Below are 16,291 nucleotides of genomic sequence, written 5' to 3' on the forward strand. Positions count from 1 at the left end.
CGCCGCATCGGGATAGGCGTGGATCAGCGCGGCGATATGGAACATGTGCGGCGGCGCCTTGAGCACCCAGCGCTCGCCCGTGGTGAAGGCCTGGAGATGCTGGAGCATGTGCCGGTGCAGCGCATAATAAGGCTGCGCATCGGCGTGCACGAACCAGTCCAGATAGGATCGCACATTCCAGCTCGCATCGAAATTGGGGCTGAAGAAACCCAGGTTCAAAATGGCGTTGCATTCGTCCGGCAATTTCGCGCCGACCAGATGCATGATCCTGAAATCCTCCGGCAGTCCGGCCTGCGCGGCATCGGTCGCGGCGATGCGCGGATCGCTCTCGAACGTCTCCTGCCTTGGCGGCGGAGACACCTGCCCCAGTTGCCAGGCGAGCGGGCTGCGCGAGGCGGGGTCCTGCGCCAGCAGCGCGTGCAGGAAGGTCGTGCCCGACCGCGGCATGCCGATCACGATCAGGGGGCGCTCGATCCGCTGCGCCGCGATCTCCGGATAGGTCCGGCGGTCGGCATAGAGACACAAACGCTGTTCGAGCAGGCCGGTCAGCCTCTGCGCGGCGGCCGTGCGCGCCTGCTGCGGCAGGTCGCGATCCGCGTTGATCGACTCGACCAGCCGGTCCAGCCCCTCCAGGAAGGAGGAATCCCCGAATGTGTCGAGTCCGGTGCGGCTTACGGCCTCCTCGACGATCCTCTCCCGCCCGATCCCCATGGTCCTTCCTCTCCCGCCTCTTTGGGCTTTCGGGCGAGCCTAGGGGTAGTTGACCGATCAGTCAAGAAGCCTTGGAGCTTTCAGGCGGCGCTGGATGAAACATGGTCCAGCATCCGGTGCACCGTCGGTTTCAGCGCCGATATGGGGTCCAGGCTGTTGCCCAGACGGGCCTCGATCATCAGCCCGCTGACGATATGGCCGATCGTGTCCGCCAGCCAGCCGGTGGCATCGACAGGCCCTTTCCTCTCCGCCAGCGCAGCCCTCAGCAGGTCCTGCATCAGCGCGCGCGCCTCGGACCTGTGGACATTGGCCGTGGCCGCCGCCTCGGGCACGTTGATGTCGATCGCCATGTGGAAATGGCCGGGCACGAAGCCCATCTCTTCGGTGAGGCGACGCTGGCTGTCGAGAAACCAGTCGAGATAGGCGTCCAGCCGGTCGGCCCCGCTGCCCGGCTGCGCGACGATGGCCTTGAGTTCCGCGCCATCCTTTTGCCACACGACATCGATCGCCCGCATCAGCAGTTCCGCCTTCGACCGGAAGGCGTGGTAGAAGCTGCCCTTGTTCGCCGCCGCCGCCTCGCAAATGGCATCGACCGAAACGGCATTATAGCCATGGCGCCAGATGAGGGGGATGGCGGCATATATCAGCCGCTGCGATGTCGGGACCCTGGCACTCATGATCGGGGACTTGGGCAAAATCGCGCGCGCTGTCGAGTCCTTTGCCGTTCAGGGCCGGGCCGGAACGGCCCTTCCCCGCAACCGGCCGCATCAGTTGGAATAGACCTTGATGTCCTTGACGATCATGTCGCCCGAACCGTCGGCATAGGCGCCGGTCGTCTTCACGGCGACATCCATGATCGGATACCAGCGGAATCCGGCGAAGGGATTGACCGCCTGATAGGTTTCCCGGCCGTCTATGAACCAGGTGATATAGTCCGGCTGGATATCCACCGCGAAACTGTGAAATCCCTTGGTGAAGCCGCCGATGCCATAAACCTCGTCGGTGTTCATGAATATGCCCTGCTGGAAGGTTCGGGTGATATTGGCGCCGCCGTGCAGCGTATTGGCGGTATAGCGGTCGAAATCCCACCAGCTTTCATAGCCGAACCCCTCATATATGTCGATTTCGGGTGGCCACCCGGCCGTGGAGATGAGCCAGAATGCAGGCCAGGAACCCCGCCGGTCGGGCATCTTTGCGGTGAATTCATACTGGCCATAGCCGATCTGGACCGGCCTTGTATTGTGACCGCTCAGGACGACCGAACCATAATCATAGGCGACCCCATCCCATTCGAGCGGTTGCCTGAGCTTCTGGCTGTGCATGACCAGTCCCTGGTCCGTATAGCGCAGGGGCGCCTCGATCCCGGCGTCGCGGTAAACCCAGCCATCCAGATAGATGCCGGTTTCCTGGTTGCCCGGTTGCGAGCGCCCGTTCGGCAGCTTGGTCGACCAGGCCTTGTCATGGCCCGCATCCGACCATTTCAGCGTATCCCGGCTCATCCTCCACTGCAGCGTGCCGCCCGGCGTGAAGGTGCGCGGCTCCCTGCCTTGCGTTTGCGCGGGCGTCGGCTCCTTCTGGAAATCGCACTGCACATAGGCGCGGTCGGTTCCCATCCTGCCGCCCCAGGGTGCCTCGACGAAGCGGACGATGAAGTCCGCCTGCGGGATGCCAAGGATGATCGGCACCTCGACCGTCTTGGTGAGCGGATCGCCGGGGCGGAAGATGAGGGACTTGTAGATCGGCTGGTAATTGACCCCCGCGACCCCTCTCACCAGTCCGTTCCCGTCCTCGGTCATCACCCTGGCGATAACGGTGTTCGGCGTCGGCCGGTCGAGCGAGACCGGGACATAGGCCATGGTGGCGCCGGGCCGATAGGTGGCCGGCCCGATCGAGGCGGTCGCCTGTTCCGGATATCGGGTGCCGTTCGCAAAGTCGAAGTCCGCAAAATCCCCCATGCCCGCGGATGACAGGGATGCAGCCGTGGCCGTCTCGGCGGCGAGCCGCTGCGCCGACGCGCTTTCTATCGCCGGGCGCATATAGTCCGACATGCTCGACCCGGCGTCCGGAACCTGCCCGCCTGTCGCCGCCCCCGGCGCGGACGTTTCGGAACGGGAGGGCTGCAGGAAACTCGCCCTGGAGGTCAAACCCCAGGCGCTGACGCACAGCATCGACAGGCACAGGAACAAAGCGCCCGGAAACGAGCGCGGAAAAAATGGCTTCTTCATGATACGACCCCTGTTGTTGTGTTTACGACATGACTGCTTGGCCGGTTCCTCCTTTCCGGAATGGAGATATCCGCCGCCTGCATCGTCCCCGGCTGCGGATCGAGAGCTATCTTCCTGTAAGAACAATGATTTTTCCATGTCATGGAAATGGACCATGCTCTCGCTTCATCCGCTTGCCCGCACGATTGGCCGCGATGTGCCAAGGCTCGGCACGGACTTTTCCGGGGCGGTTCCCTGCGTATATGGAACAGCAACAAGGCCGTCGCCGGACGGCCAAGCCGCCATTCCGAAGAAGAGGATGTAGGCAAACGATTGCAATCGCATTCATCTCCTGTATGCTGCCAGCGCCGGCAGGTCATCGGATCGCCCGCGACAATGGAGAGGCAGCAAATTGATGCGTGATCGAGTCGAACGGCCCACCATGCCCCTGTCCCGCATCGTCGAAATGAATCTCGGCTTTCTGGGCATCCAATTCTCCTTTGGCCTGCAACAGGCCAATATGGGGCCGATCTACCGCTATCTGGGCGCGGACGAGGCGCATCTGCCGCTGCTCTGGCTGGCCGGGCCGGTCACCGGCCTGCTGGTCCAGCCCATCGTGGGAGCCTTGAGCGACCGTACCGTCAGCCGCTGGGGGCGGCGCACCCCCTATTTCCTGATCGGCGCCCTGCTGTGCAGCCTGGGGCTTCTGCTCATGCCCTACAGCCCGGCGCTGTGGTTCGCGGCCAGCCTGCTCTGGATGCTCGACGCGGCGAACAACATCACCATGGAACCCTATCGCGCCTATGTCAGCGACCGGCTGGATGAAAGCCAGCGATCGCTCGGCTTCCTGACGCAGAGCGCCTTTACCGGCCTCGCGCAGACGCTTTCCTATCTCGCGCCCTCGCTGCTGGTCTGGTGGGGTTTCGACGCCGATCTGGTCGATGCGAACGGCATTCCCGACGTCACCCGCATCGCCTTTCTGATCGGCGCGGTCATTTCCCTCGCGACCATCCTCTGGTCGGTGCTGCGCGTGCCGGAACTGCCGCTGCCGCCCGAGGAGGTCAGCCGTATGCGGGCCGAGCGGCTGTCCTTCGGCACGGCGCTGCGCGATTTCGCGGCGGCGGTGCGGGAAATGCCCGCCGCCATGCGGCAACTGGCGCTGTCCATGCTGCTGCAATGGTTCGCCATGTTCGCCTATTGGCAGTTCATCAGCTTCGCGCTGGCCCGTGCCATCTTCGATACCGCCGATCCGGCGAGCAGCGGCTTTCGCCAGGCGGTGCTGCTGACCGGCCAGGCAGGCGCGCTCTACAATGCCGTCGCCTGCCTGGCCGCCTTCGCCATGGTGCCCTTGAGCCGCCGGGTGGGACCGCACCGGCTGCACGCCGCCGCCGTCGCGCTCTCGGGCGCGGCGATGCTGGCCATTCCCGGCACGGCCGATCGCGTCCATCTGTTCCTGCTGATGACCGGCATCGGCATCGGCTGGGCCAGCATGATGGGCAATCCCTATGTGATGCTGGCCAACGCCATCCCGCCGGAACGGACTGGCGTCTACATGGGCATCTTCAACATGTTCATCGTCGTGCCGATGCTGCTGGAAACGCTGATCGTGCCGGTCATCTACCGCCCGCTGCTGGGCGGCGACCCGCGCAACATCCTGCTGTTGAGCGGCGTCATGATGATCGCCGCTGGCGCCGCGACGCTGATCGTGCGGGCGCCGCGCCCAAGCTGAAGCGCCGGAGGCGGAAAACCGGTTCCCACTTTTCCGCGCGATGCTCTAGATAACAGGCATGACGGATCATCATGACGAACCAGTCCGCAGCATCACCGACCTCGCCCGGATAGCGGGCGTATCGGTTTCCACCGTGTCGCGCGCCCTGACATCCAAGGGCGCGCTCAACAAGGATACGCGCCGCCGCATCCAGGAACTGGCGGCCAGACATGGTTTCCAGCTCAATGTCGCGGCGCAGAATCTCCGGCTGGGGCGCACCGGCGCGATCGCGGTGCTGCTGCCGCTCGGGCATGAGCGCGGCCAGCATCTCTCCGATCCCTTCTTCATGGCGATGCTGGGCTTCCTGGCCGACGAACTGACCGAGCGCGGCTACGACCTGCTGTTGTCGCGCGTGCTGCCCAATGGGGAGGACTGGCTGGACAGCTTCATCCGCGCGGGGCGCGTCGACGGCGTCATCATCATCGGCCAGTCCGACCAGAGCGCGGTGCTGGACCGCACCGCCAGCCATTATCGTCCGCTGGTCATCTGGGGCGCCCACGCCCCGCACAACCGCTATCTGACCGTGGGCACCGACAATGTGGCGGGCGGCGTGCTGGCGGCGCGGCATCTGCTGGATCGCGGGCGGACCAGGCTCGCCTTCTTCGGCAATATCGCGGTGCCGGAATTCGCCGCCCGCTATGAAGGCTTCCTGTCCGGCCTGCCCGCCGAGGCGCGGAACCGGGTCGAACTGGTCCACGCGCATGTGACGCCGGAGGCGAGCCATCGCGTCGCGGCCGACTATTTCGCGGCGGGCCACCGCCCGGACGGCGTGTTCGCGGCGTCGGACGTGACCGCCATGAGCATCATCGCCGCCGCCGCCGAACAGCAGATCCGCGTTCCCGACCAGCTTTCCGTGGTGGGTTTCGACGATGTGCCGCTGGCCCGGCTGTCCAATCCGCCGCTCACCACCGTCCGCCAGGATATCCGGCGCGGCGCGGCGCTGCTGGTCGAGCTGCTGTGCCGGAGGCTGGCGGGCGAGGAAGTGGAGTCGGTCCAGATCGCGCCGGAAATGGTGACGCGGGAATCGAGCTGACGGAAAACCCCGTTCATTGCGCGGAATGGACGGTGCTGGGACAGTTCCGACCGGATCGAAGGGATCTTGCTGCAGAGAAGGCGGAGGATTCAGCGAGTCGCGGTTCAGAGTCAGATTCTGATGCTGCCCATCATGGCCAGGGTCGCGGAATAATAGTCGTTGTCGCCACTGTTCGCAGGCTGTGGCTGGCCCAGCAGCCAGGCCGCGATGACCGACCCGCCATAGGACAGCGGATAGGGCGCCGTCTCATTGGTCACGACATTGACCCAGGCCGGCAGCGGCTTGCCCGCGCGGCCCAGCGCCGACCAGTAGCGAGCGATCGCGTCGCACTGGGCGCGCCGCCCGCTCATCAGGCAATAGAGCGGAATCCTGATGCCCTCGAACCCGAACAGGGGATCGCGGCCTTCCGCCGGTTCGACGATCTTCTCGCCCTTGATGTCGAGCCAGTCGGCAGGCAGGGCGGCCGGGCCGAAACGGGCGGCTTTCAGCATGGCCAGCCCGTCGGCACTCAGCGGCGTCCAGATTTGCGGCTCCAGCCTGGCGAAGGCATCGATCGCTGGCCAGACATAATAGGACGGGTTCACCACGACCCTGTCATTCTTCACGAAGCCCTCAAGACCGGGCAGCAGCAGCGTGAAGCCGTGGCGCTTCAGGATCAGCCTTTGCTCGACCGCGGCGCGGATCGCGGCCGACCGCCGCAGATAGTCCGCCTTGCCCCACCGGCGCCCCGCCAGCAGCAGCGCCCAGGCGATCAGCAGGTCGCCGTCGGTGGCGTTGTTGGGGTCGGCAACGGGATTGGCTTCGCCAGGAACGAAGCGCCAGCTGTGAAGGGCGACATCCTTGCGCAGCAGGGTATCGCGGGTCCAGCGCGCCATGGTTTCGAAAGCCGCGCCGTCATTGGCGGCCACCGCCAGCACCATGCCATAGCCCTGGCCTTCGCTATGGCTGACGCCCTTGTTGCCGGTATCGACGATCCGGCCCTCCGGCAGGAGGAACCTGCGCTTGTAATCCAGCCAGCGGGCCATATCGAACATCGGCCTCTCCGGCGCCTTCGCGCGAGCGCAACCCGTGGTCAGTGCATAGGCAAGGGCGGTCAGAACCGAGCGGCGTTCAAATTCCATGACGCAATTCGACGCATCCGTCCGCTTGCCGATGGATGCTGGTGCGAAGCCGCGCGCCGCTGCCCGCCTGCCGGAACCAGCCATCATAGGCGCCCTGCAATATCAAGGGCCCGGCCACGGCCCACAGCCCCTGCTGGTCGCCCTCCAGCGTCACGGGCAGGCCCTGGTGGAAAATATCGATGCCCTCATCGTCCATTTCGAACTGCACATGGCCCCAATGGAAGGCATGCCAGACTTGATTGGCATGCCGGGTCAGCCTCTCCAGATCGCGGGCGCCGTCGATGGGATGGGTGACGGCGAGCCGCTGGCCCACCGACAGGAAGAAACCCTGCATCTGTTCGGCCGACGCGGCGGAGGCGATTTCCGCCAGCAGCAGGCTGGTGAAGCGCGCCGGCGCCTCGCCACCATGCCCGATGAAGGCGCCTTCTCCCTCTTCCGCTATGGGGAATGATTTGACGAACAGCATCATTTGTCTCCGAGGGTCTGTCTGAGGCCGATCAGCGACCGGAATTCCTTATATTGACCGAAAGTATTGATATTCAGTTCCCCGCCCAGCCGCGTGTTCGGGCTGATCTGGTAGAAAAGGGAGCCGCCTGCCTGAAGGCCGAAACCGGTCTTGCTGAGGCTGTCATAGCGCGCGCGCACATCGCTGTTCACCGATTTCAGATAGTCGAGCACGCCCTGTGCGCCCGGCTCGGTCGGATAGACCGCCTCCCCCTGCTGGTCATAGCTTTGATAGCCCGGCGCCACGCTGGCCTGGACCGTGAGCGGCCCGTCACTCGATGCATAGCGGATCGGGAAGTTCACGCTCAGGAAGCTTTGCGGGCTGAAATAGCCGCCATGGCCGTAGGTGAAGTAATTCTGGTTGTTGTCGTAATTCTGGTAATTGACGTTGAAGCCCACCGTCACGCTGGAACGGGCATTCTGCCAGGCACGAAGATAGCCGCCTGCATTGATTTCGACGCTCTGATTGTCGCGGACCGCCGTGCCGTCATAATGATGGTAGGAACCGTCGGCATAAACGCCATTGCCGTTCCTGTCATAGGATAGCGACAGGCCGCCGCCGCTCTTCATCACCGCGCCCCAGAATGCGCCGCTGCGCGGATCGTCCGTCCCCGCATAGGCGACGATGCTGTCGGTAACGGGCTTGCGTTCCGCCCAGATGCGGGCAGTCGCATGGGCCGAAAGCCGCGGGGTCAGCTCGATCTTTCCGGTCATATGCTCCTTGGGGAAGCCAAGCGGCGTGACACCCGCCTCCAGCGTGAGCAGCTTGCTCACATAGCTGGCGGTGATGGCGACGCCGCTCTCATGCTGGGTGTCGGCATTGGTCAGTTGGGCAGGCTGCTGGTCGACGATGGCCTGCGCCTCCGGCGTGGCGTTGGTGCCGAAACGGGCCAGGCCCGATCCGGTGGGCCGTCCCGAATCCAGCACGACGGCCGTGGCCTTCGCACCCACCCGGCCGCCCGCGAAGGGCGCCGAAAGCTGGGCGCTGCCGGTCATTTCGCGCAACTGGCTGAGGCCGGTCTCCCCCGACCGCGCGCGATAGCCGGTATCGACATCGACACGCGGCCCGCTTTCATTGGCGCTGCCCTGCAATTGCCGGTCGATATCGGCCAGCACCGGATCGGCCGGAATCGCGGCTGTCCCCTCGCTCCCGGCATAGCCATAGGGTGCCGCCGTGAATGCGCCGGGGCCTGTCATCGCCGCAGGCGCATAAGACGCGGCATTTGCCGGCGAACCGGGCAGTTCCCCGGTCTGCGGCGCGAATTCCATCGCCGCCGCGATGGCCGAACCGCTGCCGCTCAGGGCGAAGGGATTGACCGGCTGCGGCGCCGCCGTCGAACGGAAGGGGTTGGCGGACCGGGGCGCAGCCGCGAAGGGATTGCCGTTGGCCAGGGGCGCGCCCGGCGCCATTCCGGTTTCCTGCATGTAGAGCGTCCGCGCCGTCCTGAAATAGCGCGCCGCCTCGCCGTCGTCGCCATGCGCCTGCGCCATGCGCCCCGCCGCCATATAGACGCGATAGTCAGCCGGATGCACCTGGATCGCCTGCCTCGCGGTCGCGCGGGCGGTGTCGAAATCCCCCGCCGCCGCGGCCGTATCGATCAGCCCCACCATCGCGTCGCGGTCCTGGGGTTTTTGCGCCAGCACCATGCGGAACGTCTGTGCCGCCTGCGGATTGAGGCCGCCCGATTGGTAGAGCCGGGCCAGAGCGGAAAGAATTTCCTCATTCCCCGGCGCCTCGTTCCATGAGGCCTGCAGCAGGTCGAAAGCCGGCGCATATTGCCCCGCCTGCCGCATCCGCTCCGCCTGCGAGGCGGCCAGCGTGGCCTTGAGATTGCCGAGCGCGCGCTGGCCCGACAGGGAAGGACCGGCAAGAGCCGACGCTTTCTGCACGGCGCCCGTCGCCAGCCCGTCCTGGCCGGTCGCCGCGAGCACGCGGACGGCATTGTCATAGGCGCCCGGCCCACTGGCGGGCGCGTCCAGCGCCTGCATCGCCAGTTGCGACGCGCCGCGCGCATCGCCCAGATCCAGCATCGCCTGCGACAGGGCACCCAGCCGGTCGGCCGGCAGTCCCCGGGTTTCCGACGCCTGCCGCAACATGGCAAGGCCCTGCCCCTGCGCGCCGCGCGCGACGCTGGCCTTCGCCTGGGCGATGGTGGCCGACACGTTCAGGCCGGCAACGAAGCTGCGCATTTCGGCCGTGCGCTGCCCTTCGGGAATACGCGCGGCCACCGCCTGCGCATCGCCCGTGCGGCCCGCCTGGTCGAGGATCAGCGCGGCGGCATAAAGCGGCTCCGTCTTGTCGGAATAGGCAAGCTGGCGGACCAGCGCATCCTGCTCCGCGCTGCGCCCCTGCTGCCGCAGCAACGCCGCGAGGTCATAGGCGATCCAGGGATCGTCCGGGGAGCTGCCCATGGCCGCGCGCAGCAGCCGTTCGGCGCGCGCCGAGTCACCGGCGTCCAGTGCCGCCCGCGCCTCGTTGCGGGTCGCGCTCGCCTGCGCCGACTGGGCAGCGGCTCCCCCGCCGCCCAGTTGGCGGTAGAGATCGGCCGCCTCATTATAGCGGCCCTGTCGCTCATAGACGCTGGCCAGCATCGACACCGCCGGCCCCTTGTCGCGGAAACCGGACTGGACGAGCGCCGAACCCAGGCGCTCGGCCTCCGCCAGATCGCCCTTGTCCCGCGCCACCCGGGCCGCATCGAGATCGGCGTAGAAGCGCGCCGACGCCAGCGCCTGCGCCCATTTGTCCGCCGGTCCAGCGCGTGAGGCTCTGGCCAGCAGGTCGCGGGCCTGCGCGAATTCGGACTTGCGCAGCTTGACGATGCCCAGGCCCCCTAAAGCGTCGGAGTCGTTGGCATTGGCGCTCAGCGCGGTGCGGAACCGGGCCGTGGCGGTGTCGAGCTGCCCCGCCTCCAGCGCGCGAAAGCCTGCGGCGCGGGCGTCGCCCCCCCGGTCGGTACGGGCGGGCCGGGCTGCCCGCGCGGCGGGCGCGGTTGCCGGTTGCGCCACCGGCGCCGCCGGACCGGCGGTCCTGGGGGCGGTCTGTTGCGGCCTGGGCGATGCGGCGGGCGCGCTTCCGGCAAGGCCGCGCCTGGCCTCCGCATTGCCGGGATCGATCGCCAGCACGCGATTATAGGCCTGCCGCGCCAGATCGCCACGCCCCTTGGATTGCCAGTATCGCGCCTGCTTCAACAGGGGCGCCACCCCGGCCACCTCGCCATGGGCGGCCATGGGTGCCAGCGCCAGGGCGAGCAGCGGCAGCCGAAGGCTGTTCAACATCTTCTTCATGGTCATTTCACCGCTTCCAAGCGCTTGGCCTCCTGCCGCTTGAACAGCAGATAGACAGGCGCGGAGATGAGGAAGGCCGCCAGCAGGCCGCCCAGTGCGATCAGGATGGGCCGCTGGCTCATCCAGTAGGCGATCTTCATCCAGAACGGCAGGGAACCGACCCAATAGCCGTTGCCCACGGCAAAGCTGGTCATCCCCTCGCCGTCGACGACGGAAAGATCGCCCTGGACCTCCGCGTTGATCTTGGTGTCGTTGAGCCCGTTGACCATGGCGGGCAGCGTCTCCGGATCGCTGGCCAGCAGGGCGACGACGCTGCGGCCCGCCGCGAAGGGCGATTCAAAGCCGACGATCCCGCTGAAACTGTCGGAACCGGCAAAGAAGCCGTCGACGGTGCCGCGATCGCTGCGGTCATAGGGGGAAAACAGGTCGAACAGCCGCTCGACCGGGGTGCGCTCCGTCACGCGCAGGCGGCCGTCCTGATAGAAGACCGGCGCGCCGGAAAAGAGCGCTTCGGACTGGGCCATGCGTGCCGGCCCGATGACCAGAATATCCTTCCCCTCCATCTGGTACTGGTTGACCGATCGGGTCACGCTCACCCGGATCGCCGGCGCTCCGGTCGCATCGCCGAACCGTCCCATGACGTTGAGGAAGGTCTCGACCACGGCGGGCGAGGCGTCGGCCGGAAGCAACACGACCGTTTCGGCCATGTCGGGACGCACCGTGAACGGATAGCCGCCGCCCGCGAAGGTCGCGAGGTCCGGCATGTGCAGCGCATGATAGGCGTGGCTGAGGTCGATCGAGCTTTCCGGAAGTATGGCGACGCGGACATTGTCCGGCAGCATCCCTTCGCAACGCTGCTTCGACTGCACCAGCAGATTATAGTCGAAGACGAGCGAATTCTGCCCGAACAGGTCATAGCGGGGCAAGATGATGTCGGCATTCGACGTATAGGCTGTCGGCCTGTCCCCGCCGAACCACTTGTCCCACCAATGTTCGCCGGTGAGCGGCAGCGTGGTCAGATACTGGCCGTTCATCGACAGGTCGAGCCGCGACTTCTGCTTGTCGAGCCATGGCGCCGAGGGATAGCGGTAGCGCAGGTCGAGCTGGGCGCCCTGGCGCGGCCAGAAGAAGAGGTCGGGCGCCACGTGGAAAGCGGCGCTGAGCGGCCCCGGCGGCAAGCCGATGCCCTGCAGGGAATAGCGGGGGGCGATCTCGCCCAGCCGCACCGGGCGATCGGTCCGCAGCCAGCGCGGCGCCGAATAGCGCGGATAGGATGGCAGGCGCACGCCGTCGAGCGATGCGCTGGAACCACCCAGCAGACCCCGGCCGACGGCCAGTGCCGCCGCCGCCTGCTTCATCTGCTTTTCGTCATTGCCGCTGACGATCAGCAGTTGCCCATTGTGGTCCGCGGGATTGGTGACGATGGTGGCGGCGGGACCGGACGCGGGGACGGTGATACCGGCGATCCGGCGGCCCGGCGTCGTGAACAGCACGGCGTTGCCGGTCGGGATCTGCCCATAGCTCGGCCGGAAGGAATAGCCGCGATAGCTGGCCATGCCGCCGAACCAGGATGCCGTGCTGGCGGCCGCCTCCAGCTCGCCATTGGTCGGCTTGCCGGCAAATATGAAGGGCAGCTTCAGCGCGACATTGTCGTTCCGGTCGAAGAAGGGCGCGGGAAGCCGCGCCAGGTCGGGCCGCAGCGGCAGGGTCTGGGTCGTCAGGTTCAGGACGGATCGCGTATTGCTGACATTGGCCCAGAGCGAACTGTGGAACGGGTCTTCGCAGTCCCGCGTGTAATGGCCGATGAAGCGCAGGTTCAGCGAATTGTCGCCCGGCAGGAACAGCGCCGGATTGATCGGGATGGTCGCGGTCTGTCCGGTGCCGTCCGAAGGGCGCAGCGGCAGCGTGCTCACCACTTCGCCGTTCAGCAGAACCACGATCTGGCTGAGGTCGCCCAGCAGCGAGGGCGAGAAGTTGAAGGACAGCGTCAGCGAGGCGGCGGTCACGACCTGGTTGCTGCGCAGGCCGAAGGGTATGCCATATTCGCCCCGCGTGCCCGCCAGACGGATCGGGTTCTTGACCTGCAGGTCCTTGAGCGACAACCGCTGCGGCGCGCCTGCGGCGGCGGGCGCGGGCGCCACGGCGGCGGGCGCATTGACGGGAACGACGGGCGCGGCATTGGTGGAGGTGGAGGCCAGCGCCCCCGCGGCGGCGGCGGCGGCCACGGCGCGCATCGCCTTCCGCCGGCGGCGCGGCAGCCGCCAGATGTCGATGATGGTTTCGATGTCCACGCTGAAAATATCCTTGATCGATCGAAGGCCGGGCACGGGTGCCAGCGGTTCTTCCGGTTGCCATGCGTCGGCACGCCCCATGACCGCGCGCACCAGATGGCGGGCGCGTTTCATGCCGATCGGCTGGAAGCGAAGCTTGGCCCGCCCCCCGTCCATGCGCACCGTGTCCACGGGAATGGTGAGCGTTTCGTCGCCCATCGGCAGCGACACGTCCGTGACCGACCGGCCCTGCAGCGTGAAGCCCTCGGGCAATTCGGCGGCCAGCCCGCCAAGCGATATGTCGATGGTCGTGCCGTCGACGACATAGCCATCCTCGAAATAGAGCGTGACCGGCATCCGCACCGCGATGCGGATATTTTCCCGGACCTGACGCCGCTCGCGCGCCACCGATATGGCGGAAATGAGGATGAGCAGGCTGAAGACCGCCCACGCCGTGTTGAGCAGCAGGGTGTCGAACTGCACGTCGAACAGATGGGGGTAGAGCAGCTTTGCAAAGCCGAAGACCACGCCGAAGCACAGCAGGGCGGCCGTGATCAGATGCGGCCGCACCGTTCTTGAATCGAAATAGGTCTGGTCGAGCAGGCTGCCCTTGTCGGTCACGTTGAACTTGCCCTTGCGCGGGCGGAACAGCGTGAACACCGTCGGCTTCACCAGATGGAAGGCCAGCAGCGTCTCATAGATCTCACCCCAGAAGGGACGGCGGTCACCGGCCTGGATGCGCTCGCTCGACACGGTCGAGATGAAAAGATGCGGCAGCGCATAGGCGAAGATCAGCGCCGCCGATGCGTGGATGATATTCTGTCCGGCGATCAGATAGGCGAGCGGCGATGTCAGGAACACGATGCGCGGCAGGGGAAACTGGAAATGCAGCATCGCGTTCAGGTAGCAAAGGCGTTGGTGCCAGTTGAGACCCGGCCCGAACAGCGGATTGTCGATCCGCAATATCTGGGTCATGCCGCGCGCCCACCGGATGCGCTGGCCGACATGCAGGACGAGGCGTTCGGTCGCCAGACCGGCCGAGAGGCGGATGCCGATATAGGCGGTGTTCCAGCCCATGCGCTGCAGCTTGAGCGCCGTATGGGCGTCCTCGGTCACCGTTTCCCCGGCAAAGCCGTTGGTCTGTTCCAGCGCCGAACGGCGGATGATGGCGCATGACCCGCAGAAGAAGGTCGCGTTCCACAGGTCGTTGCCCTTCTGCACCGCCCCGTAGAACAGGTCGCCTTCGCCGGGCAGTTCCTTGACATTGCCCAGGTTGCGCTGGACCGGATCGGGTGAATAGAAATGGTGCGGGGTCTGCAGCATGGCGAGCCGCGCATCCTTCTGGAACCAGCCCGCCGTCATCTGCAGAAAGGCGCGGGTCGGCACATGGTCGCAGTCGAAAATGGCGATCAGCTCGCCATCCGTCTTCTTCATCGCCGCGTTCAGATTGCCGGCCTTCGCATGCAGATTGTCCGCACGCGTCAGATATCCGCATCCGGCCTGCCGTGCGAACGCCCTGAATTCGGGCCGCCGCCCGTCGTCCAATATATAGACGTGGAACCGGTCCTTCGGATAATCCATGTCCATGGCCGCGAAGACCGTATTCTGGACGATCGTCAGGCTCTCATTATAGGTCGGAATATAGACGTCGATGACGGGCCAGCTTTCCGGATCGCCCTCAATCTCGACGACCGGCCGGTCGAGCGGCCAGCTCGTCTGCAACAGGCCGAGCACCAGGATGACCCAGGCGTAGAGTTCCGCCAGATAGAGGCCCGAACCCAGCAATGCGGCAGGCAGGCTGTCGAATTCCAGCGTATGGGTCGTGCGCCAGAAAAGATAACGGGTCGACACCAGCAAGGACAGCATGCCGATGGCGATCGTCGCGCGCCGGTTCCGGGATCGGTTGAACAGCAGCACCCCGGCCATGGTGGTCAGCGCGAACAGCCACTGGGAACCGAGGTCGAGCGGCACCGTGACGACGACCACGACGACGGCGGCCACGAAGAGGGCCACCGCGATCCGCAGAAGGGCTCGCGGCGCCAGAAATGAAGGAAGCGGCATTACACGTCTCCCGGAACCGTGACGTTTGCCTCTCCCACGGCCTGGGTCAGGCCGATGCGCTCCTCGACGGCTGACGCGAAGAAACGCAGGTCCTGCAGCGCCGCGCTCGTCGGTGCGTTCTTGGCGATCGGTTCGAACCGGGCGAGCGCCTCGTTGATCGCCTCGTCGCGGCGGACGGTGGCGATCAGCTGGTCGCCGAACAGGTCACGCACGAAGCTGTGGCTGTGACGCGACAGTTTCTGCCGGTCGTCCAGCTGGTTGAGCACGAAGACCGTGCGGTCGAGCTGCATTGCGGGCGCGGTCTCGCTCAGGCGGTTCAGCGTGGCGAGCGACGCGGCGGTCGGCAGCAGGGCGCAGATGTGCAGCGCGCACCGCGGCGTCAGCAGGTCGAGCAGCGGCCGGTCTTCCGAAGCGACATCGACGATCCATATGTGCGCAGGATCGAACAGCCGGTCGAGCTGCCGTTCGGCTTCGCGCAGAAAGGCCTGGGACCGGAAGTGATGATGCGCCTGCAGGAGCTTGACGCCGAAGGCGACCAGCGCCTCGCCTTCCACGCCATCCAGTTCCGGCACCGGCTGGGACGGCATGAAACCGAAATGCATCTTGAGCGCATTCTGGAAGGTGCAGTCGAGGGCGTTGACCTCATATCCCCGACCGGCCAGATGGAGGGCGAGTTGCGCTGCCAGAAAGGTGGAGCCGGTCCCGCCCTTGGGCGACTGAAACAGGATCACCGCCATCAGTCCAGCTCCGAAAAGCGGCTGAAAAATTCCTGCAGATCAACCGGCTTCTTCTCGGAACCCCTGACCGGGGCCATGCCGTAGCTGCCGAAGATCGGATTCGGGGGCGATGCGGGCTCCTGCGGTTTCGACGGTGCGGCAGCCGCCTTGATCGGTGGGATTCCCCTGGACGACTGCGGGGCAGCATCATCGCCGACGACACTCTGATCGCCCAGAACGGCGGCAAATATCGGCCATAATTCGGTCTCGGAGAACGAATCCTCGAACTCGCGATAGGCGAAGTCCGCACGATTCAGTTTCTCGAGAAGCTTACGAGCGTCTCGACGCATTGACCCCCCTCAAGGCTTAGGCAGAAATTACATTAGGTTTATATCCATTTTACTATAACTTTGTTAATAGAAAGCCAGCCCAAAAATGCGCCAGGCCGTCCCACATGACCCAAATCAAGACTCCATTGCCGGCGAGGGGAAGGATGCGAGCGGGCAAGGGCAGTAGTTCGCGGAAGCATGCGGCAGGATTGCCTGTTATTTCGGCGGTTTCTTTTCACCCATTGACCCATCCCATTTCCCTGCATGCCTTTTGCGATGCTTTGATCTG

Annotated in this window: 11 protein-coding genes; 2 read left to right on the forward strand and 9 right to left on the reverse strand. The window is 65.7% G+C overall.

All coding sequences use genetic code 11. The features are described 5' to 3' along the window. The 3 genes from MJ601_RS13120 to MJ601_RS13130 all read right to left on the reverse strand — a co-directional run. On the reverse strand, positions 1-711 hold a 711-nt coding region (locus tag MJ601_RS13120), incomplete at its 3' end, for a sulfotransferase family protein (protein ID WP_242127112.1). A gap of 80 nt (positions 712-791) precedes the next feature. Next, positions 792-1,388 carry a TetR/AcrR family transcriptional regulator gene (locus MJ601_RS13125; RefSeq protein ID WP_242127115.1) on the reverse strand — a complete coding sequence of 199 codons (597 nt, stop codon included), beginning with the start codon at positions 1,386-1,388 and terminating at the stop codon, positions 792-794. A gap of 90 nt (positions 1,389-1,478) precedes the next feature. Continuing rightward, entirely contained in the window at positions 1,479-2,747 is a 1,269-nt protein-coding gene (locus MJ601_RS13130) for a family 16 glycosylhydrolase (RefSeq protein WP_491572920.1), read from the reverse strand. A gap of 583 nt (positions 2,748-3,330) precedes the next feature. On the opposite strand from MJ601_RS13130, the gene MJ601_RS13135 reads away from it, so the two are divergent. Together MJ601_RS13135 and MJ601_RS13140 are read left to right on the forward strand one after the other, a co-directional pair. Beyond that, positions 3,331-4,644 (forward strand): MFS transporter, encoded by a 1,314-nt coding sequence (locus MJ601_RS13135; protein ID WP_242127118.1) that lies wholly within the window; start codon positions 3,331-3,333, stop codon positions 4,642-4,644. 58 nt (positions 4,645-4,702) lie between these two features. Beyond that, positions 4,703-5,716, forward strand: coding sequence for a LacI family DNA-binding transcriptional regulator (locus MJ601_RS13140; protein WP_242127120.1), 1,014 nt, complete (start codon positions 4,703-4,705; stop codon positions 5,714-5,716). Positions 5,717-5,826: 110 nt separating this feature from the next. On the opposite strand, the gene MJ601_RS13145 is transcribed toward MJ601_RS13140, so the two are convergent. Genes MJ601_RS13145 through MJ601_RS13170 form a run of 6 tightly spaced genes read right to left on the reverse strand, consistent with a single transcriptional unit; the run spans position 5,827 to position 16,023 of the window. Next, entirely contained in the window at positions 5,827-6,837 is a 1,011-nt protein-coding gene (locus MJ601_RS13145; RefSeq protein WP_242127122.1) for a family 8 glycosyl hydrolase, read from the reverse strand. Continuing rightward, positions 6,827-7,306: a cellulose biosynthesis protein BcsD gene (gene bcsD / locus MJ601_RS13150; protein ID WP_242127124.1), complete on the reverse strand. Its 480-nt coding sequence runs from the start codon at positions 7,304-7,306 to the stop codon at positions 6,827-6,829. Before bcsD ends, MJ601_RS13145 begins: the two co-directional genes overlap by 11 nt. Further along, positions 7,303-10,626: a cellulose biosynthesis protein BcsC gene (locus tag MJ601_RS13155; protein ID WP_242127126.1), complete on the reverse strand. Its 3,324-nt coding sequence runs from the start codon at positions 10,624-10,626 to the stop codon at positions 7,303-7,305. The genes bcsD and MJ601_RS13155 overlap by 4 nt, the downstream gene beginning before the upstream one ends. 2 nt (positions 10,627-10,628) lie before the next feature. Next, positions 10,629-14,957: a UDP-forming cellulose synthase catalytic subunit gene (gene bcsA / locus MJ601_RS13160; RefSeq protein WP_242127128.1), complete on the reverse strand. Its 4,329-nt coding sequence runs from the start codon at positions 14,955-14,957 to the stop codon at positions 10,629-10,631. Next, complete coding sequence (locus tag MJ601_RS13165; protein WP_242127130.1) at positions 14,957-15,694, reverse strand: cellulose synthase operon protein YhjQ/BcsQ; 738 nt, start codon at positions 15,692-15,694, stop codon at positions 14,957-14,959. The genes bcsA and MJ601_RS13165 overlap by 1 nt, the downstream gene beginning before the upstream one ends. Then, positions 15,694-16,023, reverse strand: coding sequence for a hypothetical protein (locus MJ601_RS13170; protein ID WP_242127133.1), 330 nt, complete (start codon positions 16,021-16,023; stop codon positions 15,694-15,696). Before MJ601_RS13170 ends, MJ601_RS13165 begins: the two co-directional genes overlap by 1 nt. Positions 16,024-16,291 lie beyond the last annotated feature (268 nt).

Source organism: Sphingobium trunci, assembly GCF_022664535.1.
In the GTDB taxonomy this organism is placed as follows: Bacteria; Pseudomonadota; Alphaproteobacteria; order Sphingomonadales; family Sphingomonadaceae; genus Sphingobium.